This is a genomic window from Enterobacter sp. C4G1 (assembly GCF_052886895.1).
The window spans coordinates 2,133,551-2,151,225 of record NZ_JBQVVV010000001.1 but is presented as its reverse complement, the minus strand read 5'-3'; the positions used below and the strand labels follow the sequence as shown (position 1 = coordinate 2,151,225).

The 17,675-nt window shown below is 51.1% G+C and carries 15 protein-coding genes; 7 read left to right on the top strand and 8 right to left on the bottom strand.

Annotated features, from left to right (window positions below; genetic code table 11):
• Window positions 1–16: 16 nt before the first annotated feature.
• The 8 genes from ACT9TW_RS10295 to bolA form a co-directional block, all read right to left on the bottom strand.
• Complete coding sequence (locus ACT9TW_RS10295; RefSeq protein ID WP_182059834.1) at window positions 17–403, bottom strand: helix-hairpin-helix domain-containing protein; 387 nt, start codon at window positions 401–403, stop codon at window positions 17–19.
• Between the two features lie 148 nt (window positions 404–551).
• Entirely contained in the window at window positions 552–2,423 is a 1,872-nt protein-coding gene (ppiD, locus tag ACT9TW_RS10290) for a peptidylprolyl isomerase (RefSeq protein ID WP_446492289.1), read from the bottom strand.
• A gap of 212 nt (window positions 2,424–2,635) precedes the next feature.
• A complete protein-coding gene (gene hupB, locus ACT9TW_RS10285; RefSeq protein WP_002444653.1) occupies window positions 2,636–2,908 on the bottom strand; it encodes a nucleoid-associated protein HU-beta in 273 nt (90 codons plus the stop codon).
• Between the two features lie 210 nt (window positions 2,909–3,118).
• Window positions 3,119–5,473 (bottom strand): endopeptidase La, encoded by a 2,355-nt coding sequence (gene lon, locus ACT9TW_RS10280; RefSeq protein WP_014069127.1) that lies wholly within the window; start codon window positions 5,471–5,473, stop codon window positions 3,119–3,121.
• A gap of 183 nt (window positions 5,474–5,656) precedes the next feature.
• Window positions 5,657–6,931: an ATP-dependent protease ATP-binding subunit ClpX gene (clpX, locus tag ACT9TW_RS10275; RefSeq protein ID WP_010428107.1), complete on the bottom strand. Its 1,275-nt coding sequence runs from the start codon at window positions 6,929–6,931 to the stop codon at window positions 5,657–5,659.
• 127 nt (window positions 6,932–7,058) lie between these two features.
• Window positions 7,059–7,682, bottom strand: a complete 624-nt coding sequence (gene clpP, locus ACT9TW_RS10270) for an ATP-dependent Clp endopeptidase proteolytic subunit ClpP (RefSeq protein ID WP_014069126.1) — start codon at window positions 7,680–7,682, stop codon at window positions 7,059–7,061.
• A 260-nt stretch (window positions 7,683–7,942) separates the two neighbouring features.
• Window positions 7,943–9,241 (bottom strand): trigger factor, encoded by a 1,299-nt coding sequence (gene tig, locus ACT9TW_RS10265; protein ID WP_446492288.1) that lies wholly within the window; start codon window positions 9,239–9,241, stop codon window positions 7,943–7,945.
• Window positions 9,242–9,573: 332 nt separating this feature from the next.
• Window positions 9,574–9,891 (bottom strand): transcriptional regulator BolA, encoded by a 318-nt coding sequence (gene bolA, locus ACT9TW_RS10260; protein WP_041162004.1) that lies wholly within the window; start codon window positions 9,889–9,891, stop codon window positions 9,574–9,576.
• Between the two features lie 305 nt (window positions 9,892–10,196).
• On the opposite strand from bolA, the gene ACT9TW_RS10255 reads away from it, so the two are divergent.
• The 7 genes from ACT9TW_RS10255 to cyoE all read left to right on the top strand — a co-directional run bounded on the left by ACT9TW_RS10255 (window position 10,197) and on the right by cyoE (window position 17,561).
• Window positions 10,197–10,775, top strand: a complete 579-nt coding sequence (locus tag ACT9TW_RS10255; protein ID WP_182059830.1) for a lipoprotein — start codon at window positions 10,197–10,199, stop codon at window positions 10,773–10,775.
• Between the two features lie 46 nt (window positions 10,776–10,821).
• Window positions 10,822–12,297, top strand: a complete 1,476-nt coding sequence (ampG, locus tag ACT9TW_RS10250; protein WP_182059829.1) for a muropeptide MFS transporter AmpG — start codon at window positions 10,822–10,824, stop codon at window positions 12,295–12,297.
• Window positions 12,298–12,776: 479 nt separating this feature from the next.
• Window positions 12,777–13,724: a cytochrome o ubiquinol oxidase subunit II gene (gene cyoA / locus ACT9TW_RS10245; RefSeq protein WP_182059828.1), complete on the top strand. Its 948-nt coding sequence runs from the start codon at window positions 12,777–12,779 to the stop codon at window positions 13,722–13,724.
• 16 nt (window positions 13,725–13,740) lie between these two features.
• Window positions 13,741–15,732, top strand: coding sequence for a cytochrome o ubiquinol oxidase subunit I (cyoB, locus tag ACT9TW_RS10240; RefSeq protein ID WP_182059827.1), 1,992 nt, complete (start codon window positions 13,741–13,743; stop codon window positions 15,730–15,732).
• Complete coding sequence (locus ACT9TW_RS10235) at window positions 15,722–16,336, top strand: cytochrome o ubiquinol oxidase subunit III (protein WP_014069119.1); 615 nt, start codon at window positions 15,722–15,724, stop codon at window positions 16,334–16,336. Before cyoB ends, ACT9TW_RS10235 begins: the two co-directional genes overlap by 11 nt.
• Window positions 16,336–16,662 (top strand): cytochrome o ubiquinol oxidase subunit IV, encoded by a 327-nt coding sequence (locus ACT9TW_RS10230; RefSeq protein WP_446492287.1) that lies wholly within the window; start codon window positions 16,336–16,338, stop codon window positions 16,660–16,662. Before ACT9TW_RS10235 ends, ACT9TW_RS10230 begins: the two co-directional genes overlap by 1 nt.
• 11 nt (window positions 16,663–16,673) lie before the next feature.
• A complete protein-coding gene (gene cyoE, locus ACT9TW_RS10225) occupies window positions 16,674–17,561 on the top strand; it encodes a heme o synthase (protein WP_182059825.1) in 888 nt (295 codons plus the stop codon).
• Window positions 17,562–17,675 lie beyond the last annotated feature (114 nt).

Sequence of the window (17,675 nt, the reverse complement as noted above, 5' to 3'; positions counted from 1 at the left end):
GCAAGTTATTGCGTGATTACAACGTCAGGTGTGAGAGATTGCGCTCAACCAGTGAACTGCCCATGCCCGGAACTTGCTTAAGATCGTCGATGGTTTTAAATGGGCCATACTCTTCACGGTAGCTGACAATGGCCTGCGCTTTTTTCAACCCGACACCATTCATCGCGCGGGCGAGATCTTCAGCAGAAGCCGAATTGATACTGACTCGCGTACCATCATCATCCGCGCTTTTCGCGCCAGGCATTGCTTTTGATGGCATAGCCCCTTGCCCATTTACCGATGACTCGGCTTTAGCCTGTACAGCCGGTGTTTTATCGACTGCCGTAGCAGCATTCGCCACTTGTACAATCCCGCCGCTGGCAAGCGCCAGAGTAATGATGAGAGCTTTGATTCCACGTTTCATGCTGTTATCTCCTTGTTTGTTGACAGCCACATCACGATAGCCGCGCCGTAAAACAGGTACAAACAGCAGATTGCAGAAATGGAAAAGGCCGCGAAAGCGGCCTTTGGATATTGCAGTACGTTACGAAAATCTGCGAGCAGATACGTAATTATTGCTGCTGAGTAATGATGTCACCCAGCTTGATTTTGGCTTCTTTACGCAGGTTGCTCATCATTGCTTCGAACGCGATCTGTGCATTGTTTTGCGTAATGCCCTGAACCATCGCTTTCTTCTGCGCTTCTGGCATGGTACCTGCTTTCACTTCATCCAGCGCCAGCAGAACAATGTTACCCTGCATGTCGGAGGTTGTGCCAAAGCTTGGCTTATCTTTCGCAGGCAGGCTAAGACCAAACGCAGCCTGGCTGACAGGATCCTGCCCCGTGCGGCTCAGCGTTTTCGCATCACCGAAGCTCAGACCCGCCGCTTTCAGCGCATCATCTTTACCTGCTTTCAGGTCAACCAGGATCTTCTCAGCATCCAGTTTCGCCTGCTGTTCCGCTTTGTTGTGTTTAACCTGTGCGACAACCTGATCTTTCACTTCTGCAAGCGGTTTTACCGCCTCTGCTTTATGCTCGGCCACACGCAGAACGAATGCTCGGTCGCCGTCCACGGTAATGATGTCAGAGTTGCTACCCGGTGTGCCATTCTCGCCCACCAGACCACCGTTGAAGATGGCATCAGAAACCGGTTTAAAGTTCAGCTCTTCCGGCAGGTTGTCGCGGCCAAACCAGCCCGTCTCAACCGCTTTTGCACCTGCGGCCTGCTCTGCACCCGCCAGTGATTCGTTGTCATTGCTGGCAGCGTCACTCACTTTCTGCTGCAACGCATAGAAGGCATCCAGTGCTTTTTCCTGCTTCACCTTCGAGGCGATATCGTCACGAACGTCAGTCAGCGGCTTGGTTTTTGCCGCTTCGATATCGTCCAGACGTGCAACCAGGAAGCCAACGGAAGATTTGATAACGCCAGACAGCTGACCTTTATCTTTCAGGCCTGCATTTTTCAGTTCATCCGGGGTAGTGGCATCTTCCAGCCAGCCCATATCACCGCCATTTTTTGCAGAGATAATGTCAGTGGATTTTGCTTTGGCTACCGTCGCGAAATCAGCGCCTTTGTTCAACTCATCCAGCACGGCTTTAGCATCAGCTTCAGTTTTGGTCTGAATCACACTGTAGCGGTTACGTTGAGGCTGAGTGAACTGATCCTGATGCTGATCGTAGTAAGACTGAATGTCCGCGTCAGAGGCCGTTTCCTGCAACGCAGCAGCATCCAGTTTGATGTAGCTTACACGGAATTGTTCTGGCGCAACGAAAGTGTTCTTGTTCTGCTCGTAGTAGGCGTTAATTTCGTCATCGCTCACCTGCTGTTTCGCAGCCAGGGCAGCAACATCAATTGTTGCTTCACGGACAACACGCTGCTGAGACACCAGAGCAGCCAGCTCGTCAGTTTCACCTTTGAGCATAAAATCGGTGCCAACCACGGCATTGATCAGTTGCTGGGTCGTCAGCTGATTACGCAGCGCCTGCGCGTACTGGTCGGCAGACATACCCATCTGATTGACGATGCTGTTGTAGCGAGCGTTATCGAATTTACCGTTAGACTGGAATGCCTGAGTAGAGATAATGGCTTTTTTAACCTGCTCGTCGCTGATTCCCAGACCCAGGTTCCTGGCGTACTGGTCAAGCAGCGCTTCGTCAATCAGGCGGTTCAACGTCTGCTGACGCAGGGTTTTCATGTAACCTTCATTTGCTGCCAGCTCTGAGAACTGATCGCCCAGCTGTTGCTGCATACGGTTACGTTCACCCGCGAAAGCGTTCTCGAACTGCCCACGGCTGATTTCCTGGCCATTCACTTTTGCGGCATAGTTGGCGCCAGCGCCGATAAGGTAACTGCTCACGCCGGTCAAAATGAACGACACGATAATGATACCGAAAATAATCTTGAGCACGAGACTGTTAGCAGCCGTGCGTAAGCTGTCCATCATGGTGTAACAACACTCCGCTGTAGGTGACTGGTTACCTGACGCTGACGGAAAATCCTGACCGTCGCGCGTAAAGTCGTATTGTGACAAGAAACCGGGGCAATTGTCAGCCCACAACTCGCATAAACTCGAACAAATCAGGTCTGGACAAACAAAAAAGGCACATCAAATGATGCGCCCTTGTACTTTTCAGCTTCCCTGAAACGAGAAAGCAATCAGTTTACTGCGTCTTTCAGCGCTTTACCGGCACGGAAGCCCGGCACTTTAGCAGCAGCAATGGTGATCTCTTTACCGGTCTGAGGGTTACGGCCAGTACGGGCAGCACGCTCTTTAACCGCGAAAGTACCGAAACCTACCAGTGCAACATCGTCCCCAGCTTGCAGAGATTCAGTAACAGAAGCAATTAAAGCATCTAACGCACGTCCAGCTGCAGCTTTAGAAATATCAGCACCCGCAGCAATTTTGTCAATCAGTTGAGATTTATTCACTGTTCTCTTCCTCTCTTTATAATTTATATCGCACCTGAATCCTTCACAGCGCGACCGCGCAGCAGTTATATCAGGCCTGCCATGACCTTACAACACCCGTTGTTGATGGCTAGCCCAATCAGCAATCTAAATTAGCTATACAAAAAAAGGCTGGCAAGTCCGAAATGACTTACCAGCCTTGTTTTTATTGACGCTCTTTGCGCGAGGTCACTATTTTGCAGTTACAACCTGCATTCCTGAGGGTTCATTCTGCAATGCGAGAGTCAGAACTTCCTCAATACGCTTCACCGGATGGATGTCCAAATCGGCAATAACGTTGTCCGGAATCTCTTCCAGGTCGCGCTTATTTTCATGCGGAATTAATACAGTTTTGATCCCACCACGGTGTGCAGCCAGAAGTTTTTCTTTCAGACCACCAATTGGCAGAACCTGACCACGCAGCGTAATTTCGCCCGTCATCGCCACATCGGCACGAACCGGGTTCCCTGTCAGACAAGAAACCAATGCCGTACACATGGCAATCCCCGCACTTGGGCCATCTTTCGGTGTTGCACCTTCAGGTACGTGGACGTGGATATCGCGTTTTTCGTAGAAATCCGGGTTGATACCCAGTTTTTCCGCGCGCGCGCGCACCACAGTCAGCGCAGCCTGAATGGACTCCTGCATCACTTCACCCAGGGAACCGGTGTATGTCAGCTTACCTTTACCCGGAACACAGGCGGTTTCGATGGTCAGCAGATCGCCACCCACTTCCGTCCATGCCAGACCGGTAACCTGGCCTACACGGTTCTCGCTGTCCGCACGACCGTAGTCGAAACGCTGAACGCCCAGATACTCGTGCAGATTGTCGCCGTTAATCTCGATGTGCTTGAGGGTTTTATCCAGCAGCAGCTGTTTAACCGCTTTACGGCACAGTTTAGAGATTTCACGCTCAAGACTACGGACACCCGCTTCACGCGTGTAATAACGAATAATGCTAATAATGGCACTGTCGTCAACCGTGATCTCGCTATCTTTCAGTGCGTTACGCTCAATCTGCTTAGACAGCAGGTGGCGTTTGGCGATGTTCAGTTTTTCGTCTTCGGTGTAACCCGACAGACGGATCACTTCCATACGATCCAGCAATGGAGCCGGAATGTTCATGGAGTTAGAGGTCGCTACGAACATCACATCGCTCAGATCGTAGTCAACTTCCAGATAGTGATCGCTGAACGCCACGTTCTGCTCTGGATCCAACACTTCAAGCAGTGCTGACGCCGGATCGCCACGCATGTCAGACGACATTTTGTCGATTTCATCGAGCAGGAACAGCGGGTTTTTAACGCCCACTTTCGCCATCTTCTGAATCAGTTTGCCCGGCATTGAACCGATGTAAGTACGACGGTGACCGCGGATTTCAGCTTCATCACGCACGCCGCCAAGCGCCATACGGATGTACTTACGTCCGGTTGCTTTGGCAATAGACTGTCCCAGAGAGGTTTTACCAACCCCTGGAGGCCCTACCAGACACAGGATTGGGCCCTTAAGCTTATTCACACGGCTCTGTACCGCGAGGTACTCAAGGATACGGTCTTTAACGCGCTCAAGGCCGTAGTGGTCGGTATCAAGGATTTCCTGAGCCTGGCGCAGGTCTTTTTTGACCTTGCTGCGGGCATTCCATGGAACCTGAACCATCCACTCAATGTAACCGCGAACAACGGTCGCTTCAGCCGACATTGGAGACATCATTTTCAGCTTTTGCAGTTCTGCTTCGGCTTTTTCTTTCGCCTCTTTCGGCATTTTTGCCGCGTCGATCTTACGCTTCAGCGCTTCGTTTTCGTCCGGTGCGTCGTCCATTTCGCCGAGTTCTTTCTGAATCGCCTTCATTTGCTCGTTCAGATAGTACTCACGCTGGGATTTCTCCATCTGCTTTTTCACACGGTTGCGAATGCGTTTCTCAACCTGGAGCAGATCGATTTCGGATTCCATCATCGCCATCAGATATTCCAGACGTTCATTCACGTCGGACATCTCCAGCACAGACTGTTTGTCTGCCAGCTTCAGCGGCATGTGAGCAGCGATGGTATCCGCCAGACGTGCAGGATCGTCAATGCTGTTCAGCGACGTCAGCACTTCTGGTGGGATTTTCTTGTTCAGCTTGATATAGCCTTCGAACTGGCTAATGGCCGTGCGCACCAGCACTTCCTGCTCACGTTCATCAAGCTGCGGCGAATCGAGGTACTCTGCTTTTGCAGAGAAGTGTTCGCCATTGTCAGACAGAGTGGTAATACGCGCACGCTGCAAACCTTCGACCAGCACTTTGACGGTGCCGTCTGGCAGTTTCAGCATTTGTAAAATAGAGGCCACGGTCCCGACGGTGAAAAGATCGTTTACACCCGGCTCATCCGTTGAAGCTTCTTTCTGCGCAACCAACATGATTTTTTTATCATGATCCATGGCGGCTTCAAGGCAACGGATAGATTTTTCCCGCCCTACAAATAAGGGTATGACCATGTGCGGATAAACCACCACATCGCGCAACGGCAATACGGGGATTTCAATGCGTTCAGAACGCTCAGGATTCATAGAGCTCTCTCTTAGTTTAGTGTCCGCCAGGTAATCAGGTTGTGTAACTGTGCTTCACACAACCATTAACATGTAAGCAGTATATGGGGATGTTTCCCACACATTCAACGCCATGAATACGGAAAAAGTAAAGGGGGGATAAAATCCCCCCTTTTTTAATAACTGCTTGTATGTTTTGGTGAATTATTCGCCAGATGCCTGCTGTGCTTCAGGCTTACCGTAAATCAGCAGCGGCTTCGTTTGACCACCAATGACTGACTCATCAATAACCACTTTTTCGACATCTTCCATCGATGGCAGATCGTACATGGTATCGAGCAGCGCAGCTTCAACGATGGAACGCAGACCACGAGCACCGGTTTTACGCACCATTGCTTTCTTGGCAATGGCATCCAGCGCTTCGTCACGGAACTCCAGCTCAACGCCTTCCAGATTGAACAACGCCTGATACTGTTTAGTCAGTGCATTTTTCGGTTCTTTCAGGATCTGAATCAGAGCGTCTTCGCTCAGTTCGTTCAGCGTTGCGACAACCGGCAGACGGCCGATGAACTCAGGGATCAGACCAAATTTGATCAGATCTTCCGGTTCTACCTGCGACAGCAGTTCGCCTTCGTTCGGTTTTTCAGACGTCGACTTCACCGTCGCGCCAAAACCAATGCCGGAGCCGGTTTCAACACGGTGTGAGATAACTTTGTCCAGACCCGCAAACGCACCACCACAGATAAACAGGATCTTGGAGGTATCCACTTGCAGGAATTCCTGCTGCGGATGTTTACGACCACCCTGCGGTGGAACAGCAGCAACGGTACCTTCGATAAGCTTCAGCAGCGCCTGCTGCACGCCTTCGCCCGACACGTCACGCGTAATGGATGGGTTGTCGGACTTACGGGAGATCTTATCGATCTCATCGATATAAACGATCCCACGCTGCGCTTTCTGCACATCGTAATCGCACTTCTGCAACAATTTCTGGATGATGTTTTCAACATCTTCACCCACGTAACCTGCTTCGGTCAGCGTGGTGGCATCCGCCATCGTGAATGGAACATCCAGCAGGCGTGCCAGCGTTTCAGCCAGCAGCGTTTTACCGGACCCGGTAGGGCCGATCAGCAGAATGTTACTTTTACCCAGTTCTACGCCATTGCTGGTATCGCCGTTACGCAGGCGTTTGTAGTGGTTATAAACCGCCACCGCCAGCACTTTTTTAGCTTGTTCCTGACCGATGACATAGTCGTCAAGGTGATGACGAATCTCATGCGGGGTTGGCAACGCGCTACGCTCACGGTGAGGTGCTACTTCTTTAATCTCTTCGCGAATGATGTCATTACATAAGTCGACACATTCGTCGCAGATATACACGGACGGCCCGGCAATCAGTTTACGCACTTCATGCTGGCTTTTGCCGCAAAAAGAGCAGTACAGCAGTTTGCCCGAACCATCTTTGCGTTTATCTGTCATGAGTCCAAACCTCTTTTTAAGTTCTTTGTGCCGCACATGACGACGCAAATGCCATTCTCAGACGCAAGCTGCATTCAAGCAGCGTGCCGCCCTACCTTAGTATAGCGGCACACTCGCGTCGCGGGCATCAATTACGATGGGTCAATACGGAGTCGACTAAGCCGTACTCAACTGCCTCTGGTGCAGAGAGGAAGCGATCGCGCTCGGTATCGCGCTCGATCTGCTCAAGGGATTGACCCGTATGCTGCGCCATAAGTTCATTCATGCGCGCTTTTACTTTCAGAATTTCGCGTGCGTGGATTTCGATATCCGTCGCCTGGCCCTGATATCCGCCCAGCGGCTGGTGAATCATCACGCGGGAGTTTGGCAGGCAGAAACGCTTACCTTTCGCACCTGCGGTTAACAGGAAGGCGCCCATGGATGCCGCCTGTCCCATACAGATGGTGCTCACATCCGGCTTGATGAATTGCATGGTGTCGTAGATAGACATACCCGCCGTGATCACGCCACCAGGTGAGTTAATATACAGGTAAATGTCTTTTTCCGGGTTTTCCGCTTCCAGAAACAGCATCTGCGCCACGATCAGGTTAGCCATGTGGTCTTCCACCTGGCCGGTCAGAAAGATAACGCGTTCCTTGAGCAGACGGGAATAGATATCAAAAGAACGCTCACCACGTGAGGTCTGTTCAATAACCATTGGCACCAGAGCCATATGGGGTGCAAAGTTATCTCGTTCGCCACTGTATGACATTTCCGTCTCCTGGATCAAAATTGAAAACACCTGCTGTACTGATTGTAACCTTATGGACGGATTATCAGCCAGTCTCATTCATCGTGATTACATACTTATGGGGTTCGCATCGCCCTATTTCAAGCATAACAACCTTTTGTTGTTACGCTAACACTGAAAGGGCGTTTTAGCACTCTTCCTGGGCTATTGGTGCGATAAAAAAAACCCGTCGCCGGAAGGCAACGGGTTTTTTGTTCAAACTTTAAACCGTTGAGACGAAATTACGCCTGCTGGTTCATCAGTTCGTTGAAAGAGGTCGCTTTTTCGGACACTTTAGCTTTCGCCAGTACCGCTTCAACAGCCTGCTCTTCCAGCGCTACATTGCGCATGTTGTCCATCAGTTCTTTGTTGTTACCGTAGAACTCAACAACTTCTGACGGATCTTCGTATGCAGAAGCCATCTCTTCGATCAGGCCTTTCACACGCTCTTCGTCAGCTTTCAGTTCGTGGGTACGAATCACTTCGCCCAGCAGCAGGCCAACAACAACACGGCGTTTAGCTTGCTCTTCGAACAGTTCGCGCGGCAGTTCCATCGCTTGTTGCTGGTTGCCACCGAAACGCTGAGCAGCCTGACGGCGCAGAACGTCGATTTCGTTGTCAATCAGTGCAGCTGGAACGTCGATTTCGTTCGCTTTCACCAGGCCTTCGATTGCCTGAGATTTCACACGGTTACGCACAGCGCCGTTCAGCTCGCGTTCCATGTTTTTACGTACTTCAGCACGCAGACCGGCTACAGAACCATCTTCAACGCCGAAACGTTTGATGAATTCTTCAGTCAGTTCTGGCAGTTCGCGCTCTTCAACTTTCTTCAGGTTGATGACGAACTTCGCTGCTTTACCTTTCAGGTTTTCAGCGTGGTATTCTTCCGGGAAGGTCACGTCGATAGTGAACTCTTCGCCAGCTTTGCGACCTTTGATACCGTCTTCGAAGCCTGGGATCATACGACCCTGGCCCATTGCCAGTACGAAGTCAGACGCTTTACCGCCTTCGAACTCTTCGCCGTCTACAGAACCGGTGAAGTCGATGGTTACACGGTCTTCCGCGTCAACAGCGCCTTCTTTATCTTTCCAGTTCGCCTGCTGCTTGCGCAGGGTGTCCAGCATTCCGTCTACGTCTTCGTCAGTCACGGAAACGATCGGTTTTTCAACTTCGATAGATTCCAGACCTTTCAGCTCAACTTCTGGGTACACTTCGAACTCTACAGAGTAGGTGAAGTCTTCGCCCAGTTTGTATTCGCCTGGAACATAGTTCGGCGCGCCAGCTGGATTGATTTTTTCTTTGATGATCGCATCGATAAAGTTGCGGCTCATCAGGTCACCCAGCACATCCTGACGCACAGAGGCGCCATAACGCTGAGCAACAACATTCATCGGTACTTTACCCTTACGGAAGCCGTCAATACGTACTTTTTTTGATACGTTGACCAGCTCGCTTTTCACAGCAGTTTCGATGCTGTCAGCAGCGATAGTAATCGTTACACGGCGGCCAAGGCCTTGAGTGGTTTCAACTGAAACTTGCATCTTGTTACCTCAAAAAAATCACAGTGCTCGGTCAACTCTGAATCTGTCTCGCAATACCGGGATGCTCTCTATTTAGCAGATTCACATTCCCTGTCGCCAGAATCATCCCGAAGACATTCATTAAGACGCGGCATTATAGCGGCATCACTTAGGTGAGTCGAGAACGGTTAGGGTATGTTGCTGCGGCTTTTTTCACACTTTAAGGCTATTTTTAGCCTTAAAAACGCACCATACGCTCAAAACTCAGACAAAACAAAACGGCCCGGAGGCCGTTTTGACGTAATCTGCTAGCAACATACTGGAAAAACTCCAGCGGTTGCAAATACGATTTTTCAGGCGATGGTGCCTGCGCCACGACAAGGCGGCGATGCAAAAACCGTATCCTGCAAGCCTTCCCATTCTTTGATGGTGTATGTATGAAGCGCCAGTGCATGAACCGTTGCCGAAAGTTCTTCGGTTAACGTGCCGTAGATCATACGGTGTCTATTAAGAAAACGCTCTCCAGCGAAGCGGTCACTTACCAACACCACTTTAAAATGACTTTCAGACCCTGCCGGTACGTTGTGACGATAGCTTTCATCGACGACTTCGAGGAAAACGGGGTTGAACGCTGCCCTTAATTTGTCTTCTATTTGCTCACGTATCATCATGAAATCACTCCTCCGACAACGCTAAGATGTCACCCATCCCTTTAAATGTTAGCCGCTTTTACCGTTTCCATTACAACAACACAACAAATATTTAGCTTTCGTCTGATTTTCTCAGCCAAACGGATGAAGTTCACTGTGAGGCTCATACGTTTTGTCATTCACGGGCGGAGAAAAACGCTAAGCTGGTCAGTTTTCAGACAAGACGATGAATTTACATGCGTTGACCACTTCCCCTGGCCGTTGGCGATGTTATGATGGCGGCAATTTTTCTCTCTATATGCTTACGATTCGTTGAGAACCCGAAAATGTTAAAAAAACTCTTCTTTCCGTTGGTAGCACTTTTTATGCTGGCAGGCTGCGCTACCCCGCCAACAACGATTGATGTCTCACCAAAAATCACCCTGCCTCAGCAGGATCCTAGCCTGATGGGCGTGACCGTCAGCATTAACGGTGCAGACCAGCGTCAGGATCAGGCACTGGCAAAAGTGACGCGCGACAACCAGCAGGTAACGCTGACCGCCTCCCGCGACCTGCGCTTCCTGTTGCAGGAAGTGCTCGAGAAACAAATGACCGCACGCGGTTATATGATTGGCCCAAGCGGTGCTGTTGATTTGCAGATCATCGTGAACAACCTTTACGCAGACGTTTCCCAGGGTAACGTGCGTTACAATATCGCCACCAAAGCGGATATCGCCATCATCGCTACCGCGAAGAACGGCAATAAGATGAACAAAAACTACCGCGCCAGCTACTCCGTTGAAGGTGCTTTCCAGGCTTCCAACAAAAATATTGCTGACGCTGTTAACAGCGTGCTGACCGACACCATCTCCGACATGGCTCAGGACACCAGCATCCACGACTTTATCAAGCAGAACGCTCGTTAATCCTGCTTCCTGACCCGGCGTTTCGCCGGGTCAGCGCTATCTGCTCATGTCCAGTCGCTACTTACGCATTTTCCAGCAACCGAAATCAGCCATTCTGCTGATCCTTGGCTTCGCCTCCGGTTTACCGCTCGCGCTCACCTCAGGCACGCTTCAGGCCTGGATGACCGTAGAAAACATCGATCTTAAAACCATCGGTTTCTTCTCTCTGGTTGGGCAGGCGTACGTCTTCAAATTCTTGTGGTCGCCGGTTATGGATCGCTACACCCCACCGTTCCTGGGGCGTCGTCGCGGTTGGCTGGTGATGACCCAGGTTCTGCTGCTGCTGGCGATCGCCGCCATGGGGTTCCTTGAGCCAGCTACCCAGTTGCGCTGGATGGCAGCACTGGCCGTGGTGATTGCATTCTGTTCGGCCTCTCAGGACATCGTGTTTGATGCCTGGAAAACGGACGTTCTGCCCGCAGAGGAACGCGGTGCTGGCGCGGCTATCAGCGTGCTGGGCTATCGTCTGGGCATGTTGGTTTCCGGCGGGCTGGCGCTGTGGCTTGCCGACCGTTACCTTGGCTGGCAGGGCATGTACTGGCTGATGGCCGCCCTGCTTATCCCGTGCATTATCGCCACCCTTTTCGCACCCGAACCGAGTGATGTGATCCCTGTTCCTCGTTCCCTGGAACAGGCGGTGGCCGAACCCCTGCGTGACTTCTTTGGCCGCAATAATGCCTGGCTAATCCTGCTGCTGATCGTCCTTTATAAGCTTGGCGATGCATTCGCCATGAGCCTGACGACCACCTTCCTGATCCGTGGCGTCGGGTTTGATGCGGGTGAAGTCGGCGTGGTCAACAAAACGCTGGGGCTTTTTGCCACCATCGTCGGCGCACTGTACGGCGGTGTGTTGATGCAGCGACTGACGCTGTTCCGGGCGCTGTTAATCTTCGGTATTTTGCAGGGCATTTCAAACGCCGGTTACTGGATGCTTTCAATTACCGACAAGCACATGATCAGCATGGCCACCGCCGTTTTCTTTGAAAACCTGTGCGGTGGCATGGGGACCGCGGCATTTGTCGCGCTGCTGATGACCTTGTGCAACAAGTCGTTTTCTGCCACCCAGTTTGCCCTGCTCTCGGCGCTTTCTGCCGTAGGGCGTGTATATGTAGGCCCGATAGCTGGCTGGTTTGTTGAAGCACACGGCTGGCCGACGTTCTATCTTTTCTCGGTTGTCGCTGCGGTTCCGGGGATCTTATTGTTACTGGTTTGTCGTCAGACGCTGGAATATACGCAGAAAACCGAACATTTTATGCCGCGTACCGAATATCAACACGCCTATCGATTTGCTTTACGCCTGCTGATGGTGGGTTGCCTGGCGCTCGCATTATGGCTCGTGGTGTTAATTGTTAATGCAACAACCCCTCTTACGCTTCCCTTCGAAGCCCTTCTGCTCAACGCTGGAGCCCTGCTGGCTATCGCCGGGATCCTGACTGGCTGTGCGCTCGATTTCCTGGCATTACGTAAAATGCCCACAACCTGAAGTAAAAAACGAAAGGTTATTTCTCGTTGTAATCACTAAGCGAAATTATAACGGTGAAATAACCGCCAGTCGGTAAAAAAAATATTTGTTGTTTTGTGCGGGATAGAATTTGGAAATTATTGGAGCCCATTCCAGTGAGCTATTTTTCATTAAACGATTCAGCATTTGAAAGATTGAATTTTCGTTTTTTAGTTGTCTTTTTATTGATAATTAATTGTTAATTTTTTGTATATTTTTGATAATGGTTATACCAATTGCCCCTTTTAGGGTATGCTTGGGGGTCCTTTCGTTATAACGCCCGTACCACGCGGCTTTCACCTTAAAAATCGACATAATTTGCAACACTTGTGACATGTGCGGCAGAACCCGGTAACACCTTCCTGACACAGGTCTAATGATGTTTACAGTAATGTAACCTTCCCGTAAAATGCCCCCACACTTTAAACGCCACCAGACTCCCGTGGAATTGAGGTCGTTAAATGAGACTCAGGAAATACAATAAAAGTTTGGGATGGTTGTCATTATTTGCAGGCACTGTATTACTCAGTGGCTGCGATTCTGCACTACTTGACCCCAAAGGACAGATTGGACTGGAACAACGTTCATTGATTCTGACGGCATTTGGCCTGATGATGATTGTGGTTATTCCTGCCGTTTTGATGGCTGTTGGTTTCGCCTGGAAGTATCGTGCGAGCAATAAAGATGCGAAGTATAGCCCTAACTGGTCACACTCCAATAAAGTGGAAGCTGTGGTCTGGACTGTGCCTATTCTGATCATCCTGTTCCTTGCCGTGCTGACATGGAAAACCACTCACGCGCTTGAGCCAAGCAAACCGCTGGTTCACGATGAAAAACCGATTACCATCGAAGTCGTCTCCATGGACTGGAAATGGTTCTTCATCTATCCGGAACAGGGCATTGCTACCGTGAATGAAATCGCCTTCCCGGCGAACACTCCGGTTCAGTTCAAAGTGACCTCCAACTCCGTGATGAACTCCTTCTTCATCCCGCGTCTGGGTAGCCAGATTTACGCGATGGCTGGGATGCAGACTAACCTGCACCTGATCGCGAATGAAGCAGGCACCTACGATGGTATCTCCGCCAGCTATAGCGGCCCGGGCTTCTCAGGTATGAAGTTCAAAGCTATCGCGACGCCGGACCGTGCCGCATTCGACCAGTGGGTTGAAAAAGCGAAACAGTCCCAGAACACCATGTCTGACATGGCGGCGTTCGACAAAGTGGCTGCACCTAGCGAATACAACAAGGTGGAGTACTTCTCTAACGTGAAACCAGATTTGTTCAAAGATGTTGTTGGCAAATTTATGGACCACGGCAAGAGCATGAATATGTCCCAGCCTGAAGGCGAGCATAGCGCGCACGAAGGTATGGAAGGCATGGACATGAGCCACGCGGAAACCGCTCACTAAGGGGCCGAGGAAGAAAATGTTCGGAAAATTGACACTGGATGCAGTGCCCTACCATGAACCCATTATCGTGGTTACGGTGGCTGCAATTATCATCGGTGGTGCGGCCTTACTGGCCTTAATCACTTACTTCGGTAAGTGGAGCTACCTGTGGAACGAGTGGCTGACTTCGGTTGACCACAAAAAACTCGGTATCATGTACTGCGTCGTCGGTATCGTCATGTTAATTCGTGGCTTTGCGGATGCTATCATGATGCGTAGCCAGCAGGTGCTTGCCTCTGCGGGCGAAGCGGGCTTCCTGCCGCCGCACCACTACGATCAGATCTTTACCGCTCACGGCGTTATCATGATCTTCTTCGTGGCGATGCCGCTGGTTATCGGTCTGATGAACGTGGTTGTGCCGCTGCAAATCGGCGCGCGCGACGTTGCGTTCCCGTTCCTGAACAACCTGAGCTTCTGGTTCACGGTTGTCGGTGTAATCCTGGTTAACCTGTCACTGGGTGTGGGCGAATTCGCACAGACCGGCTGGCTGGCGTACCCGCCGCTTTCAGGAATTGAATACAGTCCTGGCGTAGGTGTCGACTACTGGATTTGGGCGCTTCAGCTCTCCGGTATCGGTACAACCCTGACCGGTATTAACTTCTTCGTGACCATTATCAAGATGCGTGCCCCTGGCATGACCATGTTCAAGATGCCAGTGTTTACCTGGGCATCTCTGTGCGCCAACATCCTGATTATTGCTTCATTCCCGATTCTGACTGTTACCATCGCGCTGCTGACCCTGGACCGCTACCTGGGCACCCATTTCTTCACGAATGATATGGGTGGCAACATGATGATGTACATCAACCTGATTTGGGCCTGGGGTCACCCGGAAGTGTACATCCTGGTTCTGCCTGTGTTCGGTGTGTTCTCCGAAATCGCAGCAACCTTCTCGCGTAAGCGCCTGTTTGGTTACACCTCTCTGGTGTGGGCAACTGTGTGTATTACCGTTCTGTCGTTCATCGTTTGGCTGCACCACTTCTTCACCATGGGTGCGGGCGCGAACGTAAACGCCTTCTTCGGTATTACCACCATGATTATCGCAATCCCTACCGGGGTTAAGATCTTCAACTGGCTGTTCACCATGTATCAGGGTCGCATCGTGTTCCACTCAGCAATGCTGTGGACCATCGGCTTCATCGTGACCTTCTCCGTGGGTGGTATGACCGGCGTACTGCTGGCTGTACCGGGTGCTGACTTCGTTCTGCACAACAGTCTGTTCCTGATTGCGCACTTCCATAACGTTATTATCGGTGGTGTGGTCTTCGGATGCTTCGCTGGCGTAACTTACTGGTGGCCAAAAGCGTTCGGCTTCACGCTGAACGAAAAATGGGGTATTCGCGCGTTCTGGTTCTGGATCATCGGCTTCTTCGTTGCGTTTATGCCGCTGTATGTGCTGGGCTTCATGGGTATGACCCGTCGTCTGAGCCAGCAGATTGATCCACAGTTCCACCCAATGCTGGTTGTTGCAGCATGTGGCGCGGTGCTGATTGCCTGCGGTATCGCATGCCAGCTGATTCAGTACTACGTGTCTATTCGCGACCGCGAACAGAACCGTGACCTGACCGGTGACCCATGGGGCGGCCGTACGCTGGAGTGGGCGACCTCTTCTCCACCTCCGTTCTATAACTTCGCCATTGTGCCGCAGATCCATGAACGCGACGCATTCTGGGAAATGAAAGAAAAAGGTGAAGCGTACAAGCAACCTGCTCATTACGAAGAGATCCACATGCCGAAAAACAGCGGCGCGGGCATTGTTATTGCCGCCTTCGCAACGGTATTTGGTTTCGCAATGATCTGGCACATCTGGTGGTTGGCGATTGTTGGCTTTGGCGGCATCGTGATCAGCTGGATTGTGAAGAGCTTTGACGAGGACGTGGACTACTACGTACCAGTCCGTGAAGTCGAAAAACTGGAAAACCAGCATTTCGATGAGATTTCTAAAGCGGGGCTGAAAAATGGCAACTGATACTTTGGCACACTCAACTGCCCACGCGCATGACCATGCGCACCACGATACAGGGCCGACGAAAGTATTCGGTTTCTGGATCTACCTGATGAGCGACTGCATTCTGTTCTGCTGTCTGTTCGCGACGTATGCCGTTCTGGTGAACGGCACTGCTGGCGGCCCGACCGGTAAGGACATTTTTGAACTGCCGTTCGTTCTGGTAGAAACCGCACTGCTGTTATTCAGCTCCATCACCTACGGCATGGCGGCTATCGCCATGTACAAAAACAACAAGAGCCAGGTTGTCTCCTGGCTGGCGTTGACCTGGTTGTTTGGTGCTGGATTTATCGGGATGGAACTCTATGAATTCCATCACCTGATTGCTGAAGGTATGGGCCCGGATCGTAGTGGCTTCCTGTCTGCGTTCTTCGCGCTGGTAGGTACTCACGGTCTGCACGTTACCTCTGGTCTGATCTGGATGGCGGTACTGATGTTCCAGGTATCCCGTCGCGGCCTGACCAGCACTAACCGTACGCGTATCATGTGCCTGAGCCTGTTCTGGCACTTCCTGGACGTTGTGTGGATCTGTGTGTTCTCTGTTGTTTATCTGATGGGGGCGATGTAATGAGTCATTCAACTGATCATGGCGCTTCCCACGGTAGCGTAAAAACCTACATGACAGGGTTTATCCTGTCGATCATCCTGACGGTTATCCCGTTCTGGATGGTGATGAGCGGTACTGCTTCTCACGCGGCGATTCTGGGCATTGTCCTGGTCACTGCAGTGGTGCAGATTCTGGTGCATCTGGTTTGCTTCCTGCACATGAACACCAAGTCCGATGAAGGCTGGAATATGACTGCCTTTGTCTTTACCGTGATTATCATCGCTATCCTGGTAGTCGGTTCCATCTGGATTATGTGGAACCTCAACTACAACATGATGGTTCACTAAGAGCGGCGAGTATGTTTAAGCAATACCTGCAAGTAACGAAACCAGGCATCATCTTTGGCAACCTGATCTCCGTGATCGGAGGGTTCCTGCTGGCCTCTAAAGGCAGCATTGATTACACCCTCTTTATTTCCACGCTGGTCGGTGTGTCACTGGTTGTTGCGTCCGGTTGTGTATTTAACAACTACATCGACATGGATATCGACAAGAAGATGGAAAGGACTAAAAATCGGGTGCTGGTTAAAGGCCTGATAGCCCCTTCCGTCTCGCTGGTGTACGCCACCTTGCTGGGTATTGCTGGCTTTATGCTGCTGTGGTTTGGTGCTAATCCTCTGGCCTGCTGGCTGGGGGTGATGGGGTTCGTGGTTTATGTGGGCGTTTACAGCCTGTATATGAAACGTCACTCCGTCTACGGTACGCTGATTGGTTCTCTCTCCGGCGCTGCGCCGCCGGTGATTGGCTACTGTGCCGTCACGAACGAGTTCGACAGCGGTGCGCTTATCCTGCTGGCTATCTTTAGCCTGTGGCAGATGCCGCACTCCTACGCCATTGCGATTTTCCGCTTCAAGGATTATCAGGCAGCGAACATCCCGGTATTGCCGGTCGTGAAAGGTATCTCGGTTGCTAAAAACCATATCACGTTGTACATCATTGCCTTTGCAGTGGCGACACTGATGCTCTCTCTGGGCGGTTACGCTGGATACAAATATCTGGTGGTGGCAGCCGCAGTAAGCGTCTGGTGGCTCGGTATGGCCCTGCGTGGTTACAAAGTGGAAGATGACAAAGTCTGGGCACGCAAACTGTTTGTGTTCTCAATCGTTGCTATCACCTCGTTGTCCGTAATGATGTCTGTAGACTTTATGGTCCCAGATTCGCACAACCTGCTGACTTACGTCTGGTAAGTCATAACAGGTGAATAAAGGGGTGCTTCGGCACCCTTTTTTATTCACTGAATCTATTAATACCGCATGTAATATTTGTTAAATAACCCTTTATTTACCCCGCCCCTTCCCCGC